Origin of the sequence: Providencia sp. PROV175, assembly GCF_032707045.1 — a bacterium.
Classification (GTDB): Bacteria; Pseudomonadota; Gammaproteobacteria; order Enterobacterales; family Enterobacteriaceae; genus Providencia; species Providencia hangzhouensis.
Map to the genome: position 1 here is coordinate 4,172,018 of NZ_CP120533.1, position 22,761 is coordinate 4,194,778.

24 protein-coding genes are annotated in these 22,761 nt (G+C 42.9%); 6 read left to right on the forward strand and 18 right to left on the reverse strand.

Annotated features, from left to right (window positions below):
- The first annotated feature begins 9 nt into the window (after positions 1-9).
- From P3L44_RS19035 to mqo, 4 genes are all read left to right on the forward strand, one after another.
- A complete protein-coding gene (locus tag P3L44_RS19035; protein ID WP_140171889.1) occupies positions 10-414 on the forward strand; it encodes a YgiW/YdeI family stress tolerance OB fold protein in 405 nt (134 codons plus the stop codon).
- 114 nt (positions 415-528) lie between these two features.
- Positions 529-1,116, forward strand: coding sequence for a GDP-mannose pyrophosphatase NudK (gene nudK / locus P3L44_RS19040; RefSeq protein ID WP_140171832.1), 588 nt, complete (start codon positions 529-531; stop codon positions 1,114-1,116).
- 319 nt (positions 1,117-1,435) lie between these two features.
- Positions 1,436-1,825 carry a cupin domain-containing protein gene (locus P3L44_RS19045; protein ID WP_140171833.1) on the forward strand — a complete coding sequence of 130 codons (390 nt, stop codon included), beginning with the start codon at positions 1,436-1,438 and terminating at the stop codon, positions 1,823-1,825.
- 8 nt (positions 1,826-1,833) lie between these two features.
- Complete coding sequence (gene mqo / locus P3L44_RS19050) at positions 1,834-3,327, forward strand: malate dehydrogenase (quinone) (protein WP_140171834.1); 1,494 nt, start codon at positions 1,834-1,836, stop codon at positions 3,325-3,327.
- A 44-nt stretch (positions 3,328-3,371) separates the two neighbouring features.
- Here mqo and cysQ read toward each other — a convergent pair whose 3' ends face one another.
- Both cysQ and P3L44_RS19060 read right to left on the reverse strand, forming a co-directional pair.
- Positions 3,372-4,112, reverse strand: coding sequence for a 3'(2'),5'-bisphosphate nucleotidase CysQ (gene cysQ / locus P3L44_RS19055; RefSeq protein WP_004905978.1), 741 nt, complete (start codon positions 4,110-4,112; stop codon positions 3,372-3,374).
- 124 nt (positions 4,113-4,236) lie between these two features.
- Complete coding sequence (locus P3L44_RS19060; protein ID WP_140171835.1) at positions 4,237-4,857, reverse strand: peptidylprolyl isomerase; 621 nt, start codon at positions 4,855-4,857, stop codon at positions 4,237-4,239.
- Between the two features lie 219 nt (positions 4,858-5,076).
- Between P3L44_RS19060 and P3L44_RS19065 the strand changes: the two genes are divergently transcribed.
- Positions 5,077-5,676 (forward strand): LysM-like peptidoglycan-binding domain-containing protein, encoded by a 600-nt coding sequence (locus P3L44_RS19065; RefSeq protein ID WP_140171836.1) that lies wholly within the window; start codon positions 5,077-5,079, stop codon positions 5,674-5,676.
- A gap of 149 nt (positions 5,677-5,825) precedes the next feature.
- Positions 5,826-6,575 carry a CDP-diacylglycerol diphosphatase gene (locus P3L44_RS19070; RefSeq protein WP_272662149.1) on the forward strand — a complete coding sequence of 250 codons (750 nt, stop codon included), beginning with the start codon at positions 5,826-5,828 and terminating at the stop codon, positions 6,573-6,575.
- Between the two features lie 98 nt (positions 6,576-6,673).
- Here the strand turns inward: P3L44_RS19070 and rplI are convergent, their stop codons facing one another.
- The 16 genes from rplI to tsaE form a co-directional block, all read right to left on the reverse strand.
- Positions 6,674-7,123 (reverse strand): 50S ribosomal protein L9, encoded by a 450-nt coding sequence (rplI, locus tag P3L44_RS19075; RefSeq protein ID WP_004905983.1) that lies wholly within the window; start codon positions 7,121-7,123, stop codon positions 6,674-6,676.
- 38 nt (positions 7,124-7,161) lie between these two features.
- On the reverse strand, positions 7,162-7,389 hold the full coding sequence (gene rpsR / locus P3L44_RS19080; RefSeq protein WP_000135199.1) for a 30S ribosomal protein S18: 228 nt from the start codon (positions 7,387-7,389) through the stop codon (positions 7,162-7,164).
- 4 nt (positions 7,390-7,393) lie between these two features.
- Positions 7,394-7,711 (reverse strand): primosomal replication protein N, encoded by a 318-nt coding sequence (priB, locus tag P3L44_RS19085; RefSeq protein WP_036958791.1) that lies wholly within the window; start codon positions 7,709-7,711, stop codon positions 7,394-7,396.
- Positions 7,712-7,719: 8 nt separating this feature from the next.
- Complete coding sequence (gene rpsF / locus P3L44_RS19090; protein ID WP_004905988.1) at positions 7,720-8,115, reverse strand: 30S ribosomal protein S6; 396 nt, start codon at positions 8,113-8,115, stop codon at positions 7,720-7,722.
- Between the two features lie 155 nt (positions 8,116-8,270).
- Positions 8,271-9,020 (reverse strand): 23S rRNA (guanosine(2251)-2'-O)-methyltransferase RlmB, encoded by a 750-nt coding sequence (gene rlmB / locus P3L44_RS19095; RefSeq protein WP_140171838.1) that lies wholly within the window; start codon positions 9,018-9,020, stop codon positions 8,271-8,273.
- 88 nt (positions 9,021-9,108) lie between these two features.
- Positions 9,109-11,571: a ribonuclease R gene (rnr, locus tag P3L44_RS19100; RefSeq protein WP_140171839.1), complete on the reverse strand. Its 2,463-nt coding sequence runs from the start codon at positions 11,569-11,571 to the stop codon at positions 9,109-9,111.
- A 42-nt stretch (positions 11,572-11,613) separates the two neighbouring features.
- Positions 11,614-12,036: a nitric oxide-sensing transcriptional repressor NsrR gene (gene nsrR, locus P3L44_RS19105; protein WP_004907407.1), complete on the reverse strand. Its 423-nt coding sequence runs from the start codon at positions 12,034-12,036 to the stop codon at positions 11,614-11,616.
- A gap of 330 nt (positions 12,037-12,366) precedes the next feature.
- Positions 12,367-13,668 carry an adenylosuccinate synthase gene (locus P3L44_RS19110; RefSeq protein ID WP_004907406.1) on the reverse strand — a complete coding sequence of 434 codons (1,302 nt, stop codon included), beginning with the start codon at positions 13,666-13,668 and terminating at the stop codon, positions 12,367-12,369.
- Between the two features lie 280 nt (positions 13,669-13,948).
- Positions 13,949-14,950: a protease modulator HflC gene (gene hflC / locus P3L44_RS19115; RefSeq protein ID WP_109912137.1), complete on the reverse strand. Its 1,002-nt coding sequence runs from the start codon at positions 14,948-14,950 to the stop codon at positions 13,949-13,951.
- Positions 14,951-14,952: 2 nt separating this feature from the next.
- Positions 14,953-16,158: an FtsH protease activity modulator HflK gene (hflK, locus tag P3L44_RS19120; RefSeq protein WP_125890706.1), complete on the reverse strand. Its 1,206-nt coding sequence runs from the start codon at positions 16,156-16,158 to the stop codon at positions 14,953-14,955.
- A gap of 133 nt (positions 16,159-16,291) precedes the next feature.
- A complete protein-coding gene (gene hflX, locus P3L44_RS19125) occupies positions 16,292-17,572 on the reverse strand; it encodes a ribosome rescue GTPase HflX (RefSeq protein WP_004906004.1) in 1,281 nt (426 codons plus the stop codon).
- 92 nt (positions 17,573-17,664) lie between these two features.
- Positions 17,665-17,958, reverse strand: coding sequence for an RNA chaperone Hfq (gene hfq, locus P3L44_RS19130; RefSeq protein WP_004906005.1), 294 nt, complete (start codon positions 17,956-17,958; stop codon positions 17,665-17,667).
- Positions 17,959-18,065: 107 nt separating this feature from the next.
- Positions 18,066-19,007 carry a tRNA (adenosine(37)-N6)-dimethylallyltransferase MiaA gene (miaA, locus tag P3L44_RS19135; RefSeq protein WP_272662150.1) on the reverse strand — a complete coding sequence of 314 codons (942 nt, stop codon included), beginning with the start codon at positions 19,005-19,007 and terminating at the stop codon, positions 18,066-18,068.
- The gene (mutL, locus tag P3L44_RS19140; protein WP_140171842.1) at positions 19,000-20,970 is read right to left on the reverse strand and encodes a DNA mismatch repair endonuclease MutL; all 1,971 of its coding nucleotides are present in this window, start codon (positions 20,968-20,970) and stop codon (positions 19,000-19,002) included. Before mutL ends, miaA begins: the two co-directional genes overlap by 8 nt.
- Before the next feature lie 9 nt (positions 20,971-20,979).
- Positions 20,980-22,266 (reverse strand): N-acetylmuramoyl-L-alanine amidase AmiB, encoded by a 1,287-nt coding sequence (amiB, locus tag P3L44_RS19145; RefSeq protein ID WP_140171843.1) that lies wholly within the window; start codon positions 22,264-22,266, stop codon positions 20,980-20,982.
- 14 nt (positions 22,267-22,280) lie between these two features.
- The gene (gene tsaE, locus P3L44_RS19150) at positions 22,281-22,745 is read right to left on the reverse strand and encodes a tRNA (adenosine(37)-N6)-threonylcarbamoyltransferase complex ATPase subunit type 1 TsaE (RefSeq protein ID WP_004906013.1); all 465 of its coding nucleotides are present in this window, start codon (positions 22,743-22,745) and stop codon (positions 22,281-22,283) included.
- Positions 22,746-22,761 lie beyond the last annotated feature (16 nt).

The window sequence follows — 22,761 nt, forward strand, 5'->3', positions numbered from 1 at the left end:
ATACCGATGATGAAAAAATTACCTGTAATTGCTTTAATTGCTGCACTCGCAAGTGCACCTGTTTTCGCTGCAAATGGCGGGTTTGACGGCCCTGGCGCTGCCACAAATACAACAGCCCAAACCTCTCCAACCGGTGGTTTCATCGGCCCAAATAGTGGGGAAATGACTGTCGCAAAAGCACTTGATATGTCAGATGACAGCTGGGTTATTTTACGTGGGAATATCGTCAAACAACTTGACCATAAACATTATGAATTCACCGATGGTACTGGCACTATTAATTTAGAAATCAGCGAAAAGCGTTGGAATGGCATAAATGTAACGCCAAAAGACAAAGTTGAAATTCGCGGTAAAATTGATAAAGACTGGAATTCAAGAGAAGTCGAAGTTAAACAAATCCAAATAATTAAATAACCCGCAAGTTTACAGTGGGATCTGCTCTAAAGCAGGTCCCATCTAAATCCTATTTCATACAGAAATTAACAGTGCTAAATTAACAAAATCATTTTTGTTTAATAAGGTTGCTTAATGACTGTAAAACTCCCTAACATACGGAATATTCGCGAGAAACTGCTTTCGGATAATTGGTATATTTTAAAAAAATATACTTATGAGTTACAACGTCGAGATGGTAGTTGGCAACAACAAGAGCGCGAAGTCTATGATAGAGGCAATGGCGCCGTTATTTTGTTATATAACAAAATAAAAAATAGCATTATTTTAATTCGTCAATTTCGTCTGCCTGTTTATGTTAATGGCTATTCTGATTTCCTGATCGAGGCCGCCGCTGGTTTATTAGAAAACGCCTCACCAGAAGCTCGTATTATTGCTGAAGCCGAAGAAGAAACGGGTTTTAAAGTCGATAAAATTCAAAAAGTTTTTGAAGCCTTTATGAGCCCAGGCTCTGTCACCGAAAAACTCCACTTTTACATCGCTGAATACAGTGATAATAATCGTCAAAACGCGGGTGGTGGACTTAAGGAAGAAGGCGAAGATATTGAAGTTTTAGAGTGGCCTTTCTCTAAAGCCATTGATGCGATTAAAACGGGAGAAATTGTTGATGGTAAAACCATCATGTTGATCCAATACCTCGCCCTAAACGCTATTCTCAAATAGCTAATCCAGCTCTGATAGCTCATAATGATAAAATAAAGTCATAGTGAGCTTTCCTATTTTTTATCAATCATTAAACGAACGATAAAAATAAAAACAATCGTAAAAAGATAATCAACTTTTATTATTTTATTCTTTTATTAAAAAATAAAACCATAATTCCAAGATAAAACATATTTCACTTTGACCTATCCGCTAAAAAACCTTAAATTTAAATAATATTTAATTTTATTTATCATCATTTTAAGAGTCTTATTTTTGCATCCAATGAATATCAAATAATTGTTATACATTACAGTCGGTGATTAAGGAGCTAAATAAAATGATACGCTGCGTTCGTATGTGGACAGGAGAAGATGGAAATTCTCTATTTGAAGAAGGCACTCTTGAGCTCAATAATATAGCAGGAGGAGATAGCCAAACCCCTGCCATTGCGGTCAATGAGCTTACCTTTCGTGAAACAGTTTCTGGCGGCTCTTTTGATTGGCATCAAGACCCTGTTCCTCGTTATGTCATTACCCTTTCCGGCACTTTAGAATTCGAAACTAAAGATGGTTCTAAATTTATCATCAATCCTGGTGATATCTTACTTGCGCAAGATAATACAGGAACTGGCCATAAATGGCGGCTTATTGGTGATGAGCCATGGCGTCGTGCTTATGTTGTCTATCAAGAAGGTACCGATCTTTGCTTCACTCCAACCAAAAAATAGGGGGATACATGAACAAACCCATTGCTGAGAATGTCGATATTGCTCTCATAGGCGCAGGGATCATGAGTGCAACGCTTGGTACATTTCTCAAAGAACTTGAACCTTCACTGACGATCGCCGTTTTTGAAAGGCTAAACGACTGTGCCCAAGAAAGTTCCCACCCGTGGAACAATGCGGGAACAGGGCATGCCGCTAACTGTGAGATGAACTATACACCACCAAATCCAGATGGTACGGTGGACATCAGTAAAGCCCTTGAAGTCAATACTGAATTCGATCTCTCTCGTCAGCTTTGGTCTTATCTGGTCACCAAAGGCAAAATTAAAGACCCACGTGACTTTATTCACCCATGCCCACACATGAGCTTTGTTTGGGGTGAAGACAATGTAAAATTCTTGAAACAACGCTACCAACAGATGTCTGCTCACCATTGTTACCACAACATGGAATACAGTGATGATCCAAAGCAGATCAACGAGTGGGCACCTCTGATCATGGAAGGTCGAGACCCTAAAGAAGCGATTGCGGTTACCCGTGTTAATACCGGTGCTGATGTCGATTACGGTGCGCTAACGCATTTATTAATCGCACAATTAAGCGAACAGCCCGGTTTTTCAATTCACTATAAACATGAAGTCATCGATGTTAAAAAAACCGCCGATGGCAGATGGAATATTGAAGTTAAAAACCTACTCACGCACGAGAAAACAATGACTTCAGCGAAGTTTGTGTTCGTTGGTGCAGGCGGTAGAGCAATCGAATTACTACAGAAATCAGGGATCCCTGAAGGAAAAGGGTATGGTGGATTCCCTGTCAGTGGTATCTGGCTGCGTTGTGATAACGAAGAAATTGCCTCTCGCCACCATGCAAAAGTCTATGGTAAAGCAGACAAAGGCTCACCACCAATGTCTGTTCCACACTTGGACACTCGTATTATTGGTGGTAAACGTTCTCTATTATTCGGGCCTTATGCCGGTTTTTCGAGTAAATTCCTTAAGCACGGCTCTTATTTAGACCTGTTTGAATCGGTTAAATTGAATAACATTGAACCAATGCTTGCGGTTGCGAAAGATAACTGGTCACTCGCAGAATACTTAGTGGGCCAAGTCCTGCAAACTTCTGCTCACCAATTTGCTATGCTGCAACAATTCTACCCAGAAGCACAGCATGAGGATTGGAAAGAGGTGGTTGCAGGGCAACGAGTACAAATTATTAAACCTGACCATGATAAAAAAGGGGTTTTAGAGTTTGGTACAGAACTGATTACTAGTGCGGATAAATCATTTACTGTATTGATGGGAGCATCTCCGGGGGCCTCCACAGCGGCATTTATTGCGCTAAACGTATTAAAAACGTGTTTTGATGAGCAACTCAAAGCCGATGGATGGGAAACACGTTTAAAAGACATCATTCCAACCTATGGGATTGACTTAAAAACGGATGCAAAAGCCTGTTTAGATATTCGTACAGCCACTGCCAAAGTGCTGCAACTAGATAATTAGTTATTAATTAGGTTGGGAAATCACTTCCCAACCTTTATTGATGTTTAGAATAAAATCACCCGAAAACCTGGATTTAAGAAAGACTCTCGAGGTGTATAATCGAGCGTTTTTCCATGCCAATCAACGACTTTTGCCCCTGCACCAATGGCAACCGCATGTCCAGCTGCAGTGTCCCAAATATTTGTAGGCCCAAAACGTGGGTAAAGCTGTGCTTTTCCTTCCGCAACCAAACAAAATTTGAGTGAAGAACCAATTTCTACTGTCGTGTGTTCACCCATTTGTTTTAAATAATCCATTAATTCATTGTCTTGATGGGAGCGGCTGATAACAATGACTGGTGGCTTGGCATCATTCACATGAATAAGTTGCTTATGGCCACCCTCCTCCTTCCATGCCTGATTACCTTCAGCGTAGTACAGCAGCCCTTTCGCTGGGGCATATACCACCCCCATCGTTGGTACACCGTTCTCGATAAGGGCAATGTTAACCGTAAAATCCCCATTACGATTAATAAATTCTTTCGTTCCATCCAATGGGTCAATCAACCAATAGCGTTGCCAATTCTGCCTGACTGGCCATTCAGGAGGGTCTTCTTCCGACAGTTGGGGGATATCAGGAGCAATACGAGCAAGGCCCGCGGTAATCACATTGTGGGCGGCAATATCAGCCTCGGTAACAGGCGAATTATCACTTTTGTGTTCAACCTGTAAAGGTTCTTGCGCATTATAAGTTTCCATAATCGCATAACCCGCTTCTTGAGCTAATTCGCAAATTTGCTGTAGCATATTATTCACCTCTCTGATGACCCTTTACTGCAAGAGTAGCAATTGTGTGAAATTAACGCCATAAAAAAAGCCCCAAAGTCCAAAGACGATGAGGCTTTTTAGCTGTGAACTGAACTAACAGAAATTATAAAATTTCAAGTAATTCAACTTCAAATACTAATGTACTGAATGGCGGGATTGATGCACCTGCACCACGCTCACCATAAGCTAATTGGTGAGGGATATATAATTCCCATTTAGAGCCGACTGGCATCAGGGTCAATGCTTCAATCCAACCTGGAATAACGCCGCTTACAGGAAACTCTGCTGGCTGCCCACGCTGTACTGAGCTATCAAACACAGAGCCATCAATTAAACGCCCTGTATAGTGAACACGTACGCGGTCTGAGCGAGATGGAATAGCACCATCACCTTGGTTAATCACTGAAAATTGTAAGCCAGACTCAGTCGTTGAAACACTATCACGTTTTTGGTTTTCATCTAGGAATTTTTGGCCTTCTTCCGCTAATGCTGCCTGGCGGGATACACGAACAGCGTCGGCACGCTCATGCACTTCACGCAATGCTTTGTGCAGAGTTTCAACAGGTACCGATGGCATATTGCCTTCTAAAGCGTCAACGAGGCCTGCTAAAATTGCATTTGGCACTAAACCTTCTAGCCCTGACTCTAATAATTGCTGCCCAACTTGTAAACCTATGCCATAACTCGCTTGAGCTTCTACCGAATCGAAATTTTGGTTTGCCATGAAAATACCCATATGATTTTGAGAAAAAACCAAGAATAGCAGCCCCATCCTTATGGGTAAACCCAAACAATGAATCTAAAGAATAAAACTGATTGATTCCCGACAAATTTATTCAGTGTTCTCTGAAAAATTCAGCCCAACGCTAAAAAAGCCTAAAAAGGGTGCTAGTATGCGTATTAATACGGTCTAATTTACTCATTGCCTCATCAAGGAGGAGTGATGTTTAAACTTTCAAAATTTCATCGCTATGGTATTGCACTGCTCGCTTTAATTGTCGTGGTCGCTTTTTTTTGGCCTGCAAGCGAAAAATCCCCCAGCGATATTGTTCAAAACCAGCCTATCGTTATCCCACCACCTACTACCCCTGAGGTTGTGCCTGAACCGACTATTACACCGCCGATACCAGAGCCCGTGCCGGCACCTGAAGATAATTCACCTCTTTTACCTACTGAGCCCGAAATTATCCCAGAACCTATTGAGCCTGAACCTAATGACCCTACGACGGTAACATCACCAGAAAAAACGCCTGAGCCCAAAACAACTCGCCCTTCTGCTAATGAATGGCAAAACTACCGAGTACAAAAAGGGAAGACGCTCGCACAACTCTTTCGTGATAATAACTTACAAGCCAATGATGCTTTTATTATGGCTCGCGTTGAAGGGGCTGAGAAGCCACTAAGTAATTTACGCCAAGGGCAAAAAATTCGTCTGAAAGCGAATGCAAAAGGTGAAGTTCAATTATTAGAAACTACTGGCTCTGATGGGAAAACTTATAGTTTCGCGCGGTTAAGTGACGGAAGCTATTACCGTACACCTTAGTTTAAACACCGACTTTAGGGTAGCATCCCGCTACCCTAATACTTAGTCTGAATTTGCACTATTTACCCTCACCTTGACTTAACAATATATAAATTTAGCGATATATAATAAATAGTCTCTCACTAACATGTTAAGCGATAAAAACTATCATGCTAAAGCGCAAATGGATTAACATATTTTTAGGTGTGGCTCTTTTATTACTTATCGTGATTGTTAGCTATATTTCATGGTTCAAGATCAATTCAAATGCGCTGTGGAACATCGTTAATACTCAATGTATTCCATTACTTCCAACAACGCTGCCCTGCTTGAAAGTAGAACAGGAAAAACACTATGTATTATTCAAAGATAAAAAAGGGCCTTTACACAACTTAATTATCCCGACTGAAAAGATCACGGGGATAGAATCTAGCCAATTATTGGAACAACACTCACCCGACTATTTTGCTATCGCTTGGCAAGAAAGGGGCAGTTTGTCACAACAAACAAACCATCCAATTCCTGAACATTTATTGGCCATTGCGGTAAACTCCCAATATGGTCGCTCTCAAAACCAACTCCATATTCATATTGCCTGCTTAAAACCTGAGATAAATAAAACGCTTAATCAACTTTCATCGACAATAACGACACATTGGGCTTCTCTATCTTCTGAACTAGCGGGTCATCATTACTTAGCCAAAAAATTTCCAGAAGGCTCAAACCATGTAGAAAATTCGTTTCATCAACTAAACGAATATGTCATCAAGCATCACGATAAAATGGGTAATTTTGGCCTAGCAATGGTACAACTTAAAGATGGTTCTAAGGTATTACTTGCCAACCGTTTGAATTTTGGGGATTTGAACTTAGGTTCTGCGGGTGAATTACTCGACTACCAATGTTTAGCTAATCAATAAATATAAAAATATTGTCTAGAAAATAAAAAAACACCGGACTTAGCCGGTGTTTTTATTCGCATCATGGATAACCCAGTGATGCATATCATCATTATTGATTACTCAGCAACGATGATAACGTTCAGCTCTGCGAAAACATCGCTGTGTAACTGGAAGTGAACTTCGTGGTCACCAGTAGTACGCAGAACGCCGTTTGGCAGGCGAACTTCGCTTTTCGCGATTTGAACGCCAGCCGCAGTAATTGCGTCAGCGATATCACGAGTACCGATTGAACCAAACAGTTTACCTTCGTCACCAGCTTTAGAAGCTAAAGTTACAGAACCCAGAGCAGTAACAGCTGCTGCACGAGCCTGTGCTGCTGCCAGAACGTCAGCTAATTTAGCTTCCAGTTCAGCGCGGCGAGCTTCGAAGAATTCGATGTTTTTCTTAGTCGCAGGAACAGCTTTGCCCTGTGGAACTAAGAAGTTACGAGCATAGCCCGATTTAACGTTAACCTGATCACCCAGGCTACCTAGGTTAGCTACTTTATCAAGCAGAATAACTTGCATTACCTTATCCTCTATTAGTCGTTAATGGACTGTACCAATTACTGATGACGATCAGTGTATGGTAACAGAGACAGGTAGCGAGCGCGCTTGATAGCACGAGCGAGCTGGCGTTGATATTTTGCACGAGTACCGGTGATACGGCTTGGTACAATTTTACCACTTTCAGTGATATAGTTTTTCAGCGTTGCGATATCTTTATAGTCGATCTCTTGAACGCCTTCCGCTGTGAAACGGCAGAACTTGCGACGACGGAAATAACGTGCCATATGGCTAGTCTCCAGAATCTATCAAATCAATCTGCTCGGCATGGAGGACTATCTTGCTAATTCCATTGCGCCCTTGGTGGGTGCTAATGAAACCGCTTACTGTAATCCAACTGCCGACCGTTATACTGTGAGTATGGGCTTGTAAGGTTTGTCCGCTGGCGATAATGGGCATTCTGCACCATGCTTGCCTTGACAGTCCTGCTTCCAGCTGCTGTGAACGATGTTCTAAAACAAACTGGCAGTGAGGAATGCCTGACGGACTCACTTTTCGAATCAATGCTTTACAGACTGTGCCTGTCAACACCAAACGATTAGTGGTCACCTGCGCAATTACTCTTCAGAATCCCCAGTTTCTTCTACTTCTTCATCCTGATATTCATCAGACATGTCACGGCCACGACGTTCGTCTTTAGCTTTGACCATTGGAGAAGCTTCTGTTACTGCGTGTTTTAAGCGCATAACCATGCTGCGGATAACGGCATCGTTGAAGCGGAAGTTAGTTTCCAGCTCATCAATCGCTTCCTGCGGCGCTTCTACGTTCAGAAGAACATAGTGTGCTTTGTGCAGTTTATTGATTGGGTAAGCCAGTTGACGGCGGCCCCAGTCTTCCAGACGGTGAATCTGACCTTGTGCGTTAGTGATAACTGCACTGTAACGCTCGATCATGCCCGGAACCTGTTCGCTTTGGTCAGGATGGACCATAAAAACGATTTCGTAATGACGCATTAGTAGTTGCTCCTTACGGATTATTAGCCTCCTGTCTGGGTTAACCGCGGCCCGCGGAGGCAAGGAACTTATTGAGTGCGGCTAAAAAATTGACGCGTAACTATACCCATCCCTGAGATAAAACTCAAGAGATGGATACCGTTTTACATTAAATATTATTTTTCTACAGAAACAGGTAAGCGCTGACGCACCGCTTCAAATAAACAAACCCCTGTCGCCACTGATACATTTAATGATGACACAGAGCCCGCCATTGGAATGCTAATTAACTCATCACAGTGCTCACGAGTTAATCGGCGCATGCCTTCGCCTTCAGCCCCCATAACCAGGGCTATCGAGCCGGTTAATTTGCTTTGGTATAAATTATGGTCAGCTTCACCTGCTGTTCCCACAATCCATACATTGTATTCTTGTAGCAAGCGCAATGTCCTTGCCAGATTCGTCACACGAATAAGTGGAACATTTTCTGCCGCGCCACAGGCCACTTTTTTCGCGGTTGCATTAAGCTGAGCAGATTTATCTTTAGGAACAATCACAGCATGAACGCCAGCGGCATCAGCGCTACGTAAACACGCGCCTAAGTTATGTGGGTCCGTCACGCCATCCAATACTAATAAAAATGGCGATGGTGTGTTCTCCAATAAATCAGGCAGGTCACCTTCTTGATATTGTTTACCCGGTAATACTTTCGCAATGATACCTTGGTGAACGGCGCCTTCGGTTTGGCTATCCATCCATTGACGGTTCGCCACTTGAACAACAACACCTAACGCTTCGATTTCATGCACCAGCGGCATTAATCGGCGGTCTTCACGACCTTTCAAAATATAGACTTCTTTAATGCGTTGCGGTGAACGCTCAAGTAAGGCTTTCACTGCGTGAATGCCATAAATCATTTCGCTCATAAATTTCTTATTTATTAATATAAATAGTAAAGTGGCGTGTTAGCGCCACTTTGGTTAATAACGATGGTTAATAACTACAGCAAAACCATTATCCCTCTTGTTTTTGGGATTTTTTTGCAACGCGTTTAGCTTTTAATTTTGCTGTAATTTTTCTGGTTTTATCAGAAGGCTTTTTACCTTTTCCTTTCGCCTCTGGCTTAGCCTCAGCTTTTTTTCCTTTTTTATCGGAACGACGAAATGCAGAATCAGGCTCGAAGTTTTTATCTTTACTCGCATCCGCTTTTCGACGAGCTGGACGCGTCGCGTTTTTCACTTCTTGCTTCATTTTGTCCCGCGCTGTTTTACCCGGGTTTTTCGCTTTACGAGTAGTTGAAATTAAAGCGAAATCAATGGTGCGTTCATCCATATGCACCGCTTCAACACGAATTTCCACTTCATCGCCAAGACGGTAAGTGGTGCCTGATGATTCACCAATTAAACGCTGACCGACCGCATCATAACGATAGTAGTCATTATCCAACGTTGAAATATGCACTAAACCATCAATAAATAAATCATTAAGGCGTACAAAGAAGCCAAAGCCGGTCACACTGGTAATTAAACCTGTAAAGGTTTGGCCCACTTGGTCCTGCATGAAATCACATTTCAGCCAGTCAGCCACATCACGCGTTGCTTCATCAGCGCGGCGCTCAGTCATTGAACAGTGCTCGCCAAGCTGTAACATGCTATCCATGTCTGAATGCCAGCCACCGGTTTCCGTCCAGCGTTTATCTGAATGACCCTGTTCTTTCGCCAGTAAATATTTTATCCCGCGGTGTAACGTCAGGTCAGGATAACGACGAATTGGTGATGTAAAGTGAGCATACGATTTCAAACCTAGACCAAAGTGACCGCGATTTTCAGGATCATAAATCGCTTGTTTCATTGATCGTAAAATCATAGTTTGCAGTAATTCATGATCAGGACGTTCAGCCACTTCATTCATTACCTGCGCATAATCTTTCGGCTCCGGTTTCATTCCGCCTGGCAAAGTCAACCCTAATTCACTGAAAACAGAGCGTAAATTCATCACGCTTTCTTCTTTAGGGCGGTCATGCACACGGTACAATGCAGGTTCTTCATTTTTCTCAACGAACCGAGCCGCCGCAATGTTAGCCAAAATCATGCACTCTTCAATCAATTTATGTGCATCATTGCGCTCTACTGGCTCAATACTTTCAATACGTCGCTCCGCATTAAAAATAAATTTCGCTTCTTCAGATTCAAAAGAAATCGCACCACGCTCAATACGTGCAGCATCAAGTGCTTTATATAATTGATGCAAATGCTCAATATGTGGCACTAGCGCTTTATAGTGCTCGCGCAGTTCTTCGTCTCCTTCCAAGATTTTCCATACTTTTGTATAAGTTAACCTTGCATGAGAACTCATAACGGCTTCATAGAACTTGTATGAAGAAAGCTTACCAGATGCCGACACCGTCATTTCACACACCATACACAGGCGGTCAACACCTGGGTTAAGTGAGCACAGACCGTTCGATAAGACTTCCGGTAGCATAGGAACGACTTGAGATGGGAAATATACCGAATTACCGCGGCTACGCGCTTCTGTATCCAGAGCCGTTTGTGGGCGGACATAATAGCTTACATCCGCAATCGCCACCCATAAGCGCCAGCCACCGCCTTTTTTCGGTGCACAGTACACTGCATCATCAAAGTCACGAGCATCTTCACCATCAATCGTGACTAACGGTAAGTCGCGTAAATCCACGCGCCCTTTTTTCGCAGACTCAGGGACATGTTCACTTAGGTCAGCGACTTGTTTTTCAACTTGTGGTGGCCATGAATGTGGGATTTCATGAGTACGTAAAGCGATTTCCACCGCCATACCTGTGCCCATTGTTTCGCCTAATACTTCAATGATATTCCCCACCGCTTGCGAGCGACGTTGTGGACGAGTGACTAATTCAACCACCACTACATTACCCATTCGAGCGCCAAGAACACGATCTTTCGGTATCAAAATATCAAAGCTTAAACGGCTATCATCCGGTACGACAAACCCCATACCCGATTCAATAAAATAGCGACCAACAATTTGGTTATTACGCGGCTCTAACACACGAACAACCCGAACTTCTGTACGCCCTTTACGATCTTGCCCATAAGGTTGCGCCAAAATAACGTCGCCATGCATGGCGCGTTTCATTTCATCTTGAGATAAATAGTAATCTTCTTTTTTACCATCAACACGTAGGAAGCCGTAACCATCACGGTGACCAATGACTTTCCCTTTTAATAAGTCTAAACGCTCTGGTAATGCATAACACTGACGGCGAGTGAAGACCAGTTGACCATCACGTTCCATGGCTCTTAACCGACGACGCAGTGCCTCTAATTCATCTTCTGTCGATAAATTCAATAATTGTGCGATTTCTTCGCGGTTAGCTGGTGCAGTACGCTTCGAGATAAGGTCAAGAATATATTCTCGACTTGGAATTGGGGACTCGTATTTTTCTGCTTCTCTTTCCTGAAAAGGATCTTGTGACATCGTTACCTCCGTTGTCATCAGAATTCATAACTACCGCAAATGCTAATCAAGCAGTAGTTGATAGAGCGGGCTGTTATCTTTCACCATGTCCGCCAGCGTGTATTGATCAAGTTCTTGTAAAAACTGCTGTATTGCTTGGTGTAGCACACCTTTTAAACGACACGCAGGTGTAATGTGGCAAAACTCACCACTACAATTAACAAGAGTCAAGGGTTCTAATGCTCTAACAACGTCCCCTATACGAATTGATTCTGCTGGTTGTCCTAGTGTAATCCCGCCATTTTTGCCACGAGTGGCTTTAATATAACCTAAGTGACTGAGCTGATTAATAATTTTTACCATATGGTTACGAGATACACCGTAGACCTCGGTGACCTCAGTAATACTGGTCATTTTCCCTTCACCCAGAGAAGCCAGATAAATAAGAGCTCGTAACCCATAATCTGTAAAACTAGTCAGTTGCACAATCACCTCAAAATTTTAGCTATAACGCTGTTGGCCGCAAATCAGTGGCCTAAAAACATGTGACTTCTTTTAAAATTCACATTTACTATTTCTAACCCAACACATTCAGTTTTCTGAATAAAATATAGCATGCTAATAAATTATATGTTGCTAAATACAGTTTAACGTATAACACAGGTCAAATATGCATTTAATTGCACAGAATTTGCACACAAAAGTGACTTAATTCAATCATTATGGGGAATTTTGACTGTTTTATCAAAGAAGCTGCATAGTGGAAGGAGGTAAAGCAGTAAAAAACTGCGCCTGTATTAGGCGCAGTCAGTGTTATTACTCAACGTCAAATGGATCACGCAGGATCATGGTTTCTGAACGATCTGGACCGGTTGAAATAATATCAACTGGAATACCCGTTAGTTCTTCAACGCGTTTGATGTAATTCAGAGCTGCTTGTGGCAGTAATTCTCTTTGTTTCACACCAAAAGTTGTTTCTTTCCAACCTGGCATTGATTCATAAACTGGCTCTAAGCCATCCCACTCATCAGCAGCTAAAGGCGTTGTTTCAAGCACTTTGCCATCTGGACGACGGTAGCCTACGCAGATTTTGACTTCTTCTAAACCGTCTAAAACATCCAGTTTAGTCATACAGAAGCCTGACAGTGAGTTAATTTGTACCGCACGATTAATCGCAACGATATCTAACCAACCAGTACGGCGTTTACGACCCGTAGTTGCACCAAATTCTTGGCCTTTTTCACGCAGGAACTCACCCACTTCGTCAAACAGCTCAGTTGGGAATGGACCTGCACCAACACGCGTTGAGTAAGCCTTGATGATACCTAATACGTAGTTGACATAGCGAGGGCCTAAACCAGAACCTGTCGCTACACCACCAGCGGTCGTATTTGAAGAGGTTACATAAGGATAAGTACCGTGGTCGATATCTAATAATGTCCCTTGTGCACCTTCAAACATCACTAATTCATTCTTCTGATTTGCTTTATATAGCAGATCAGAAACATCAATTACCATGCCAGTCAGGATATCCGCTACAGCCATAATATCATCTAACGTTTTTTGGTAATCTACAGCAGGTTCTTTATAATAATGAACAAGTTGGAAGTTATGGTATTCAACAATTTCTTTTAATTTTTCTGCAAACGTGGCTTTATCAAACAAATCACCAACGCGTAGACCACGACGTGCAACTTTATCTTCATAAGCAGGACCAATACCACGACCTGTTGTTCCAATCGCTTTGGAACCACGTGCTTTTTCACGCGCATTATCTAATGCGATATGATAAGGCAGGATCAGTGGGCATGCTTCAGAAAGACGTAAACGTTCCCGAACAGGAACACCGCGGTCTTCCAATTCTTTCATCTCTTTCATTAATGCGTCTGGCGCTAAAACAACACCATTAGCAATAATACTGATGACATTTTCACGAAGAATACCGGATGGAATTAAGTGGAGAACGGTTTTTTCACCGTTTACAACAAGAGTATGGCCAGCATTATGGCCGCCCTGATAGCGAACTACGTATTTAGCACGCTCTGTCAGCAAGTCAACGATCTTGCCCTTCCCTTCGTCACCCCATTGGGTGCCCAGTACGACAACGTTCTTACCCATTTTGAAATACACTCGGTTGCTTAAAAATGAATTCTACCATCAAAAATGAACTGTTCCAGTGATATTTTGGCAATACAAAAATTTTTTTCTGGAAAGCAAGTAAAATGGTATTTTTTATTTCTGCCGTAAACTCAAAATGAATGCCATCAGTTGAGCAGCTCAAATTTTCCCTGAAAAATCCTACACTTAAAACGACAGGCGAAAAAAAGCCCACCGAAGCGGGCTTTTCTTTAATAGATTAACAGTTATTTTGCTAGGTTGCACGCAACTTAACTTGTTATTAATCTGTCGCGCGAAGCTTAGTTGGCGCCTTCATAAAGCGGAAGAAGTCAGTGTCTGGACTCATGACCATCACGTCGTCACCACTCTTAAAGCTCTGTTCATAAGCACGTAAGCTACGAATAAACGCATAGAACTCTGGGTCTTGGTTAAATGCATCAGCAAACAGTTTTGTTGCCATTGCATCACCTTCACCTCGGTAAGTCAGCGCGGTACGCTCAGCTTCAGCCAACGTTTCTGTTACTGTTTTATCTGCAACAGCGCGGATTTTCGTTGCTTCTTCTTGACCTTGTGAACGGTGCTGACGTGCAACTGCTTCACGCTCTGCACGCATACGCGCATAGATAGCCTCAGAAACTTCGTTTGGCAGTTCGATACGTTTAATACGCACGTCAACAACTTCAATACCTAACGCCGCCATACTGTTTGCATTCACAACCAGTGGCTTCAGGTTCGTTTCCTCTTCAACACGTTTTGCGGCATCTGCAATCGCTGCATCCGCTTCTTTGGTCGCGTCGTCGGTTGCGGTACCTTTGTTCAAGGCATCACGGACATCGATAGTCAAACGACCACGTGAGTCAGTAATGATATCTTTCACGCTTAAGCGACCAAACTCAGAACGTAAACGGTCACTAAATTTACGTTTTAATAGGGTTTCCGCTTGGAATGGGTTACCGCCCCCCGTCGCTACATAGTAGCGGCTGAAATCAGTCACACGCCATTTCAGGTAGGAGTCCACCATTAAGTCTTTGTTCTCACTTGTCAGATAGCGGTCGGCTTGAATTTCAAGAGTCTGAATACGTGCATCCAACATTTTCACAGTTTCAATAAATGGAACTTTGAAATGCAGACCTGGCTCATAAATGATCGGCTTGTTTTCAGAATCACGCAGAACCTTACCAAAACGTAAGACAATGCCACGATCAGTTTGAGGAACAATAAAGATAGATGCGTATGCAACTGCCAAAATGGCCAGAACGATAACAATTAGCGATTTACGCATGATTATTGTCTCCCTACTCTAACTGCATCACCACGAACAGCACTGTTTGGCTGAGCGGATGTTGCGCCATTAGATGACGCGTTATTATTTGGCGTCGCCATTCTGGCTGATGGACTGACTTTCGGTGCTGACGTCGCGTTCGTATTAGCGCCACGCATGATTTGATCAAGCGGCAGCACTAACATGCTGTTGCTCTTATCATTTGCAATTACTTTACGTGTATTACCTAATACGCGTTCCATCGTTTCGATATACAGACGCTCACGGGTAATCTCAGGTGCAGCACGATATTCAGGCAACATTTTTGCAAAGCTTGCCACCTCACCCTCTGCTTTGAAGACCACACTAGCTTTATAAGCTTCAGCTTCTTCAATTAAGCGTTGTGCATTACCTTTTGCCAGAGGAAGAACTTCATTTCGATAAGCATGTGCTTCACGAATGGTTTTTTGTTCTTCTTCCCTTGCTGCAATTACATCATCAAACGCTGCTTTAACATCTTCAGGTGGACGAGCCGCTTGGAAGTTGACGTCAAGCAGGGTGATCCCCATCTTGTATGGCGCAATTGTTGCTTCGAGCTCTTTTTGTGTAACATCACGGATAAAAGCACGATTCGTAGTCAGTACTTGCTCCATCGCAGACTGACCGATTACACCACGCACAGCACTATCTAGCGCCTGACGCAGACTATTGTCTGGGTTTGTGACACTAAATAAATATTGCGCAGGGTCGGTAACACGATATTGAACGTTCATTTCAACGCGGATCACGTTTTCATCTGACGTTAACATCATGCCATTTGTCGCTTGTTCACGTACGGTTTCTACGTTGACAGGAATGACCCTATCAATGAAAGTTGGTTTCCAGTTCAAACCAGGCCCAACAACACCACTATATTCACCAAAACGTAATACTACGCCACGGTCACTTTCTTTGATGGTGTAGAAGCCTGAACCTGCCCATACAACAACGATAGCAGCAAGAGCTAACATACCTAAACGGCCACTGATTTGTGATGGTTGTTTATTATCACCATCACCACCGCCGCCTTTATTTCCACCAAGCTTGCTGCCTAGTTTACGAAAGAGATCGTCGAGATCATAAGCCCCACGTTTTCGACCACCTTTGTTCCCGCCAGAGTTGCCGCCTTTATTGCCGCTTCCCCACGGATCGCGGTCTTGTCCGTCATTACCGGGCTGATTCCACGCCATGTTTTAGCTCCATTCTTTATGATTGATTTTCAGGGCTAAGAGCGATAGGGCTCTTAATATCAATTCCATTGCCTAACTATATTATTAACGGCCAAATTATTAACGGCCAAAGCATTATTAATAACCAAAGCGATTAAATAACATAGTCAGGTAATTGCTGCTCTTGTTTGCACAGACGCCGCCAATCCACCATTGGCATACGCACCTCAAGGCCAATTGAGCCGTCTTCTTCCTGCCATTCACGTTCGATTGACTGAAGTTGATAGAAACGGCTACGTAAACGACCTTCATTCGGTGGTAAACGCAATTCAACATGTGCGATTTCACCTGAAAGACGTTCCGTCAATGCCTGTAGCAACAATGGGATACCATCACCCGTTTGCGCTGAAACCCAGACACGAACCGGCTTGTTATCCTCATCTCTGTCAATACGCGGGACAAAATCCTCCAGCATATCAACTTTGTTCATCACTAAAAGTGTTGGTATTTCATCCGCTTCGATTTCTTCTAACACACTTTCAACTGCATGAATATTTTCATCCAAGCGATTGTCAGCTGCATCGATAACGTGCAGCAATAACGTTGCTTCACGTGTTTCTTGCAGGGTTGCTTTAAAAGCTGCAACCAAATCATGGGGTAAATGGCGGATAAAACCCACAGTATCTGCAAGAACGACAACACCAACATCTTCTACATCAATACGACGAAGTGTTGGGTCAAGTGTTGCAAATAACTGGTCAGCAGCATAAACATCAGCGGCCGTCATGCGGTTAAACAAGCTAGACTTACCAGCATTGGTATAACCGACAAGCGAAATAGTCGGGATATCTGCCTTACTTCTCGCTTGACGCCCTTGTTCACGCTGTTTTTCCACCCGACTAAGACGAGATAAGATTTGTTTAATTTTATCTCTTAATAGCCGGCGGTCAGTTTCAAGTTGAGTTTCACCGGGGCCTCGTAAACCAATCCCGCCTTTTTGTCGCTCTAAGTGCGTCCATCCCCTCACTAAGCGAGTCGATAAATGCCTTAATTGAGCCAATTCAACTTGAAGCTTACCTTCGTGTGTACGTGCGCGTTGAGCAAAAATATCTAAAATTACCCCTGTACGGTCAACCACCTTACATTGGCAAATCCTTTCGAGATTACGTTCTTGAGCAGGGCTTAGAGTATGATTAAACAACACCACATCTGCACCACTTTCCTCAACAGCTTGGGCAATTTCTTCTGCTTTACCTTCCCCAACAAAAAACTTTGGATGAGGAGCTTTACGACTGCCCGTGACTATTTGTACTGGTTTTACCCCAGCAGATGTCACAAGTGACTCAAATTCTGCCAGATTATCAACGTCTTTCTCTTGAGAAAAAAAGACATGGACTAATACAGCTAGTTCACCGCCTTCATACCTATCAAACAAGGTGTAACCTCTTAGGCTAAACAATAATTGCAAAGGAAAAACACAGGTACAGTCTCCCTACCCATGCTTTCCTTGTCTTTTAGCGTACAAACTTACTCAGTTACTTCGCCATCTTGCGCTGCAGGGTTACCTGAATGGTAATTACCATTACCAGTGCTACCCGCAGTACCGCTATGATGAGAAACAGGGCGAGCAGGGACAACAGTCGAGATAGCGTGTTTATAAACCATCTGGCTAACTGTGTTTTTTAATAAAATGACAAATTGGTCAAAAGACTCAATTTGCCCCTGCAATTTGATGCCATTAACGAGATAAATAGAGACCGGAACCCTTTCACGACGTAATGCGTTCAGGAACGGATCTTGCAAAGATTGCCCCTTAGCCATTCTATGTTTTCCTTATTTTGTTGTTTTTAAAAGAGAATCTTTTAGATTCCAAAAAGTAACTACTCAAAAATTGCGCTTAACGTTCTAATTGTACACAAACATCAGTCCTATGCACGCATAACCTGCATAACGGTGCTAAGCGCTTGCTGTGGTTGTTCACTATCTAGCCAATGAACATTCTCCCAGCCTCTTAACCAGGTAATTTGACGTTTTGCCAATTGGCGAGTTGCACAAATTCCCCGATAAATCATATCATCATGGCTAATTTCACCATCCAAATATGACCACATTTGCCGATACCCCACACAACGAATTGAAGGGAGGTCAACATGTAAATCATTTCGTTGATGTAACTTGCGAACTTCTTCTTCAAAACCCGCATCTATCATCAGATGAAAACGTTGTTCTATGCGCTCATGTAAAATTTTACGATCTTGTGGCGCAATAGCAAACTGAAACACATTATAAGGCAATTCTTCCCCAGCTGTTTGTATCATTTCAGTCAAAGTTTGTCCCGAAATGAGATATACCTCTAAAGCACGGGATAATCTTTGTGGGTCGTTAGGATGAATCCTTGCCGCGGCAACTGGGTCAACCTCAGTAAGACGACGGTGAATTTCCCCCCACCCTTGTTCTTTCGCAATGTGTTCAATTTCAGTACGAACTGCTTGGTCAGCTGAAGGAAGAGGTGAAAGCCCTTCTAATAAGGCTTTAAAATACAACATTGTGCCGCCAACTAATAATGGAATTTTACCTTGTGAGGTAATTTCAGCCATGGCATTTAATGCGTCACGGCGAAAATCGGCAGCACTGTATGGTAGAGACGGATCGAGGATATCAATCAGACGATGGGGAGCTTGGCTGAGTTCTTCTGTTGTTGGTTTTGCTGTGCCAATATCCATCCCTCGGTAAATTAATGCCGAATCGACACTAATAATTTCCACAGGCAAATGCTTGCGAAATTCTATCGCCAAAGCGGTTTTACCTGAGGCCGTCGGACCCATTAGGAATATTGCGTCAGGTTTTTTCTGAGTTGCTAAATCACTCATTTGTTAGTGTAGCTACCACGGATTGTAAATTAATTAATTGTAATAATGTTGGTGGAGGGTCTTTCACCCACTGCGGACATACCCGCTCAACATCAGCCAGCAACTGAACAGCCTGTGCTAAACTCCAACTTTCTTCTGTTTTAACCTGTGAAACTGCTTTAGCGAGCCATTGTGCTATCTCTTCGTCAGTGACACTTTCTTTTCTCGATAAAAAATCGAGTAGCTCAGAAAAAAGCTGTGATAAATTTTGTGTTCTTAATGGTAACGATACCGTATGAATTGTTACTTTTCCATGTAATATCGTGGCTTCGATACCAAATATTGTCAATTGTTCCTTGTACCGCTGTAAAACCTCTATTTCATCATTTTTAAGTGACAATTTTAGAGGTATTAACAATGGTTGGGGCTTTAAGGCTCCACCACTCGGTGACAATTGTGACAACTTCAATAAATAATTAGCTTCCGTTAAGGATAACAGGATTAGCCCCAACGAAGACTCAATTAATGCAAAGTTTTTTGCGTAAATTGTCAATACTTTGCCAAAAAGGTAGTTATCCGCATTTTTTGCTACAGGTTGTGAGGATATTTGCGGTGAACTGATTGGGTTACGTTCAGGAAAAAGCGGCTTTTTATCTTCAGGAGCAACCGGAATGGACATTAAGCTCTGATACAGTTCGCCTGCTTTTTTGTCATAAGTTGAGCCAAACGTTTTTGCTGGTACATTTTCTGAAAAACCTGACGTTGATTTCGGCGAAGAAAAAGCGTGATTTTTAGCATTATCCTTTAAGTGGCTAGCCTGCTTATAAGGTGTTTTAGGCTCTAGAAGGGTATTCTCGACTATCGTCTTGTCTTCTGCCTTATGTTGCTTAGGAGCCACACTAGGAGAAGAAAAATAATTTTCTCCCGCAGAAGGCCGATTTTCCAGTTCTGTATTTACAGGTTCGATACCCGGAAGCTCATCAATAGATGCGGCTTCTAATAATACTGTTCGTACCGCTTGATAAATAAAATCATGTACCAGACGAGCTTGGTGAAAACGAACCTCATGTTTTGCTGGGTGTACGTTAACATCAACTTGTTTTGGGTCAATGGTCAAATACAGGACATAAGCTGGCTGCTGGTTTTCGTCTAAATGCCCTTCATAAGCTTGACGAATAGCATGATTAATCAGGCGATCACGCATCATACGGCCATTGACATAGCAATATTGTGTTTCACTACCCGACGTCATTGATGGAGAAACGACCCACCCTTTGATAGCAAGATCGCTATGTTCCCAAGATAACGCCAAAGCGCCTTGCATAAAGCCCGTTCCACAAATCGTCCCAAGACGCCTCTCTTGCTGTGCCTCATCATGAGCCGCTCGGTATTGCTTTACTAATTTCCCATTGTGAGTCAGGTTGATAGCCACATCAGGGCGAGAAAGCGCAATTCGGCGAACAATTTCATCGATATGACCGAATTCAGTTTTTTCTGTGCGCATAAATTTACGACGAGCTGGCGTATTATAGAATAAATCTAATACTTCAACCGTTGTGCCATTGGGATGCGCTGCGGGTTTAACTATTACCTCCATATCCCGACCTTCGGCATAGGATTGCCATGCTTCTGTCTGGTCTGCAGGCTTTGATGTCAACGTTAAACGTGAAACAGAACTGATACTCGCTAGTGCCTCACCGCGAAACCCCATACTCATAATGGCTTCAAGATCATCTAATGTGGCAATTTTACTGGTCGCATGGCGAGCTAAAGCCAAAATCAGTTCATCTTTACTGATACCACAACCATTATCACGTATACGGATCAGTTTTTCTCCACCGCGCTCAATGTCGATATCAATACGCGTTGCCCCTGCATCAAGACTATTCTCAACGAGCTCTTTAACCACTGACGCAGGCCTTTCAACCACCTCACCTGCTGCGATTTGGTTGGCAAGTTGTGGGGATAGAATATGTATAGCCATGCCTCCCCCTTATTGTGGCGCTGCTTGTATTGGATTCGCCAAGAAATATTGACGTAACCCTAAATGGATAGCTTCTGCGACTTTGTCTTGGAATTCATTCGATTTTAGCAACTGCTCTTCCGCTGCATTACTAATAAACCCAGTTTCGACTAAAATCGATGGGATATCAGGAGAACGCAATACACCTAAGCTTGCATGTTCAGGGGTTCTTTTGTGAATATTACCTACTTTTCGTAGCTGTTCGATCACTTTAACCGCAACATCGTACCCCACACGCTGAGAATGACCGAATTGTAAATCTAAAACGGCTTGGCTTAAGTAAGGGTCCGCGCCACTCAGTGCATCACCCGCCCCACCTAATAATTCCGATTGTTTTTCACGTTGTTCCAGCCAACTACCCAGTTCACTGTTTGCACGCCGATTAGACAATACCCATACTGATGCGCCCCGTGCACTGCTATTCGGAGCCGAGTCCGCGTGAATTGACACCAACATATTAGCCCCTTTCTTACGTGCCACATCAGAACGACCACTAACAGAAATAAAATAGTCACCGTCACGTGTCATCGCGGGCTTAAACATTGGGTCGGCTTCAAGGCGTTGGTATAATTTACGAGCGACGCTGAGAGTCACATCTTTTTCTTTATAACCATTCTTGCCTATCGCACCAGGGTCTTTTCCACCGTGCCCTGCATCAATAGCAATGACGACCTGCTTGCTACCCTTTGGCATATTTTTATATTTGGTTGGTGTTGGTGTAGCCACAGGTGCAGGGTTACTCATATTCAATGGTTTATCTTGAGTATTATTTGCCGCTGCTTTAACCGTATTATTGGTTTGATTAAAAGAGGTAGAACCGGATGCATTTCCAGTCGATATCGTTAATACCAACTGATATTCACCTGAAACCTGTTTAAGTGCCGCTTTTGTTTTCGCTGCGCGAGATAGCTCTAAAACTAAGCGTTTGTGTTGGTTATCAGAAGGTTGGCTCGCCCGTACCAGTTTTACAAGGTCTCCTGCGGGAACTTTAAGTGGTAAACCAATAATCTCACCTCGTTGTTTGATATCAACAACAAGGCGCTCAGGTGAATGCAATGGGAAATAGGAGTAGTCGGGCTTACCATCAATAAAACTTAGCACCACTTCTGCTTGTGATGGGCTGTTATTAACTTGAATATTTGATAATGTTGCCGCTTGTGCTTTTGCTCCAAACAGCCACATAGCTAATGCCATAAACAAGACGAAAACAGTAAAAAAACCCTTTTTTGTTATTCTGTGGATTGATGCATTCAACATGAGCAATAGCTTCCTTAGAGTAGGGGTAATGCTTCTAACAACGACTCCCCATTGGCAGAAAAAGCAACAAAGTGAGCCTGACGTCCTTCGCCTTGATAGGTCAGATGGAGCTCAAGATCCGCTTCAGGTAAAAAACCTTTACCTTGTTGCGGCCATTCGACCAAACAGATCGAATTTCCAGAAAAATAGTCACGAATCCCCATAAATTCAAGTTCTTCAGGATCTGCTAACCGATAGAGATCAAAGTGAAAAACTTGACGATCTGCTAATTCATAAGGTTCAACCAAAGTGTAGGTTGGGCTTTTTACGTGACCTTGATGGCCCAGCGCTTGTAAGAAACCTCGGCTAAAGGTGGTTTTCCCTGCACCGAGATCACCATATAAGTGAATAATTGTGCCTTGATGGCAAGCCTTAGCGATAGCATTACCTAAAGCGACAGTTTGCGCTTCATTGGCAAGTTGTATTGTACGTTCTTTCATATTGTTCTTTTATTAT

What these genes read in the sequence shown, in the direction of transcription:
- P3L44_RS19035 (WP_140171889.1), top strand. Translation starts at nt 10, where the DNA reads ATGAAAAAATTACCTGTAATTGCTTTAATTGCTGCACTCGCAAGTGCA.
- nudK (WP_140171832.1), top strand. Translation starts at nt 529, where the DNA reads ATGACTGTAAAACTCCCTAACATACGGAATATTCGCGAGAAACTGCTT.
- P3L44_RS19045 (WP_140171833.1), top strand. Translation starts at nt 1,436, where the DNA reads ATGATACGCTGCGTTCGTATGTGGACAGGAGAAGATGGAAATTCTCTA.
- mqo (WP_140171834.1), top strand. Translation starts at nt 1,834, where the DNA reads ATGAACAAACCCATTGCTGAGAATGTCGATATTGCTCTCATAGGCGCA.
- cysQ (WP_004905978.1), bottom strand. Translation starts at nt 4,112, where the DNA reads ATGCTACAGCAAATTTGCGAATTAGCTCAAGAAGCGGGTTATGCGATT.
- P3L44_RS19060 (WP_140171835.1), bottom strand. Translation starts at nt 4,857, where the DNA reads ATGGCAAACCAAAATTTCGATTCGGTAGAAGCTCAAGCGAGTTATGGC.
- P3L44_RS19065 (WP_140171836.1), top strand. Translation starts at nt 5,077, where the DNA reads ATGTTTAAACTTTCAAAATTTCATCGCTATGGTATTGCACTGCTCGCT.
- P3L44_RS19070 (WP_272662149.1), top strand. Translation starts at nt 5,826, where the DNA reads ATGCTAAAGCGCAAATGGATTAACATATTTTTAGGTGTGGCTCTTTTA.
- rplI (WP_004905983.1), bottom strand. Translation starts at nt 7,123, where the DNA reads ATGCAAGTTATTCTGCTTGATAAAGTAGCTAACCTAGGTAGCCTGGGT.
- rpsR (WP_000135199.1), bottom strand. Translation starts at nt 7,389, where the DNA reads ATGGCACGTTATTTCCGTCGTCGCAAGTTCTGCCGTTTCACAGCGGAA.
- rpsF (WP_004905988.1), bottom strand. Translation starts at nt 8,115, where the DNA reads ATGCGTCATTACGAAATCGTTTTTATGGTCCATCCTGACCAAAGCGAA.
- rlmB (WP_140171838.1), bottom strand. Translation starts at nt 9,020, where the DNA reads ATGAGCGAAATGATTTATGGCATTCACGCAGTGAAAGCCTTACTTGAG.
- rnr (WP_140171839.1), bottom strand. Translation starts at nt 11,571, where the DNA reads ATGTCACAAGATCCTTTTCAGGAAAGAGAAGCAGAAAAATACGAGTCC.
- P3L44_RS19110 (WP_004907406.1), bottom strand. Translation starts at nt 13,668, where the DNA reads ATGGGTAAGAACGTTGTCGTACTGGGCACCCAATGGGGTGACGAAGGG.
- hflC (WP_109912137.1), bottom strand. Translation starts at nt 14,950, where the DNA reads ATGCGTAAATCGCTAATTGTTATCGTTCTGGCCATTTTGGCAGTTGCA.
- hflK (WP_125890706.1), bottom strand. Translation starts at nt 16,158, where the DNA reads ATGGCGTGGAATCAGCCCGGTAATGACGGACAAGACCGCGATCCGTGG.
- hfq (WP_004906005.1), bottom strand. Translation starts at nt 17,958, where the DNA reads ATGGCTAAGGGGCAATCTTTGCAAGATCCGTTCCTGAACGCATTACGT.
- miaA (WP_272662150.1), bottom strand. Translation starts at nt 19,007, where the DNA reads ATGAGTGATTTAGCAACTCAGAAAAAACCTGACGCAATATTCCTAATG.
- mutL (WP_140171842.1), bottom strand. Translation starts at nt 20,970, where the DNA reads ATGGCTATACATATTCTATCCCCACAACTTGCCAACCAAATCGCAGCA.
- amiB (WP_140171843.1), bottom strand. Translation starts at nt 22,266, where the DNA reads ATGTTGAATGCATCAATCCACAGAATAACAAAAAAGGGTTTTTTTACT.
- tsaE (WP_004906013.1), bottom strand. Translation starts at nt 22,745, where the DNA reads ATGAAAGAACGTACAATACAACTTGCCAATGAAGCGCAAACTGTCGCT.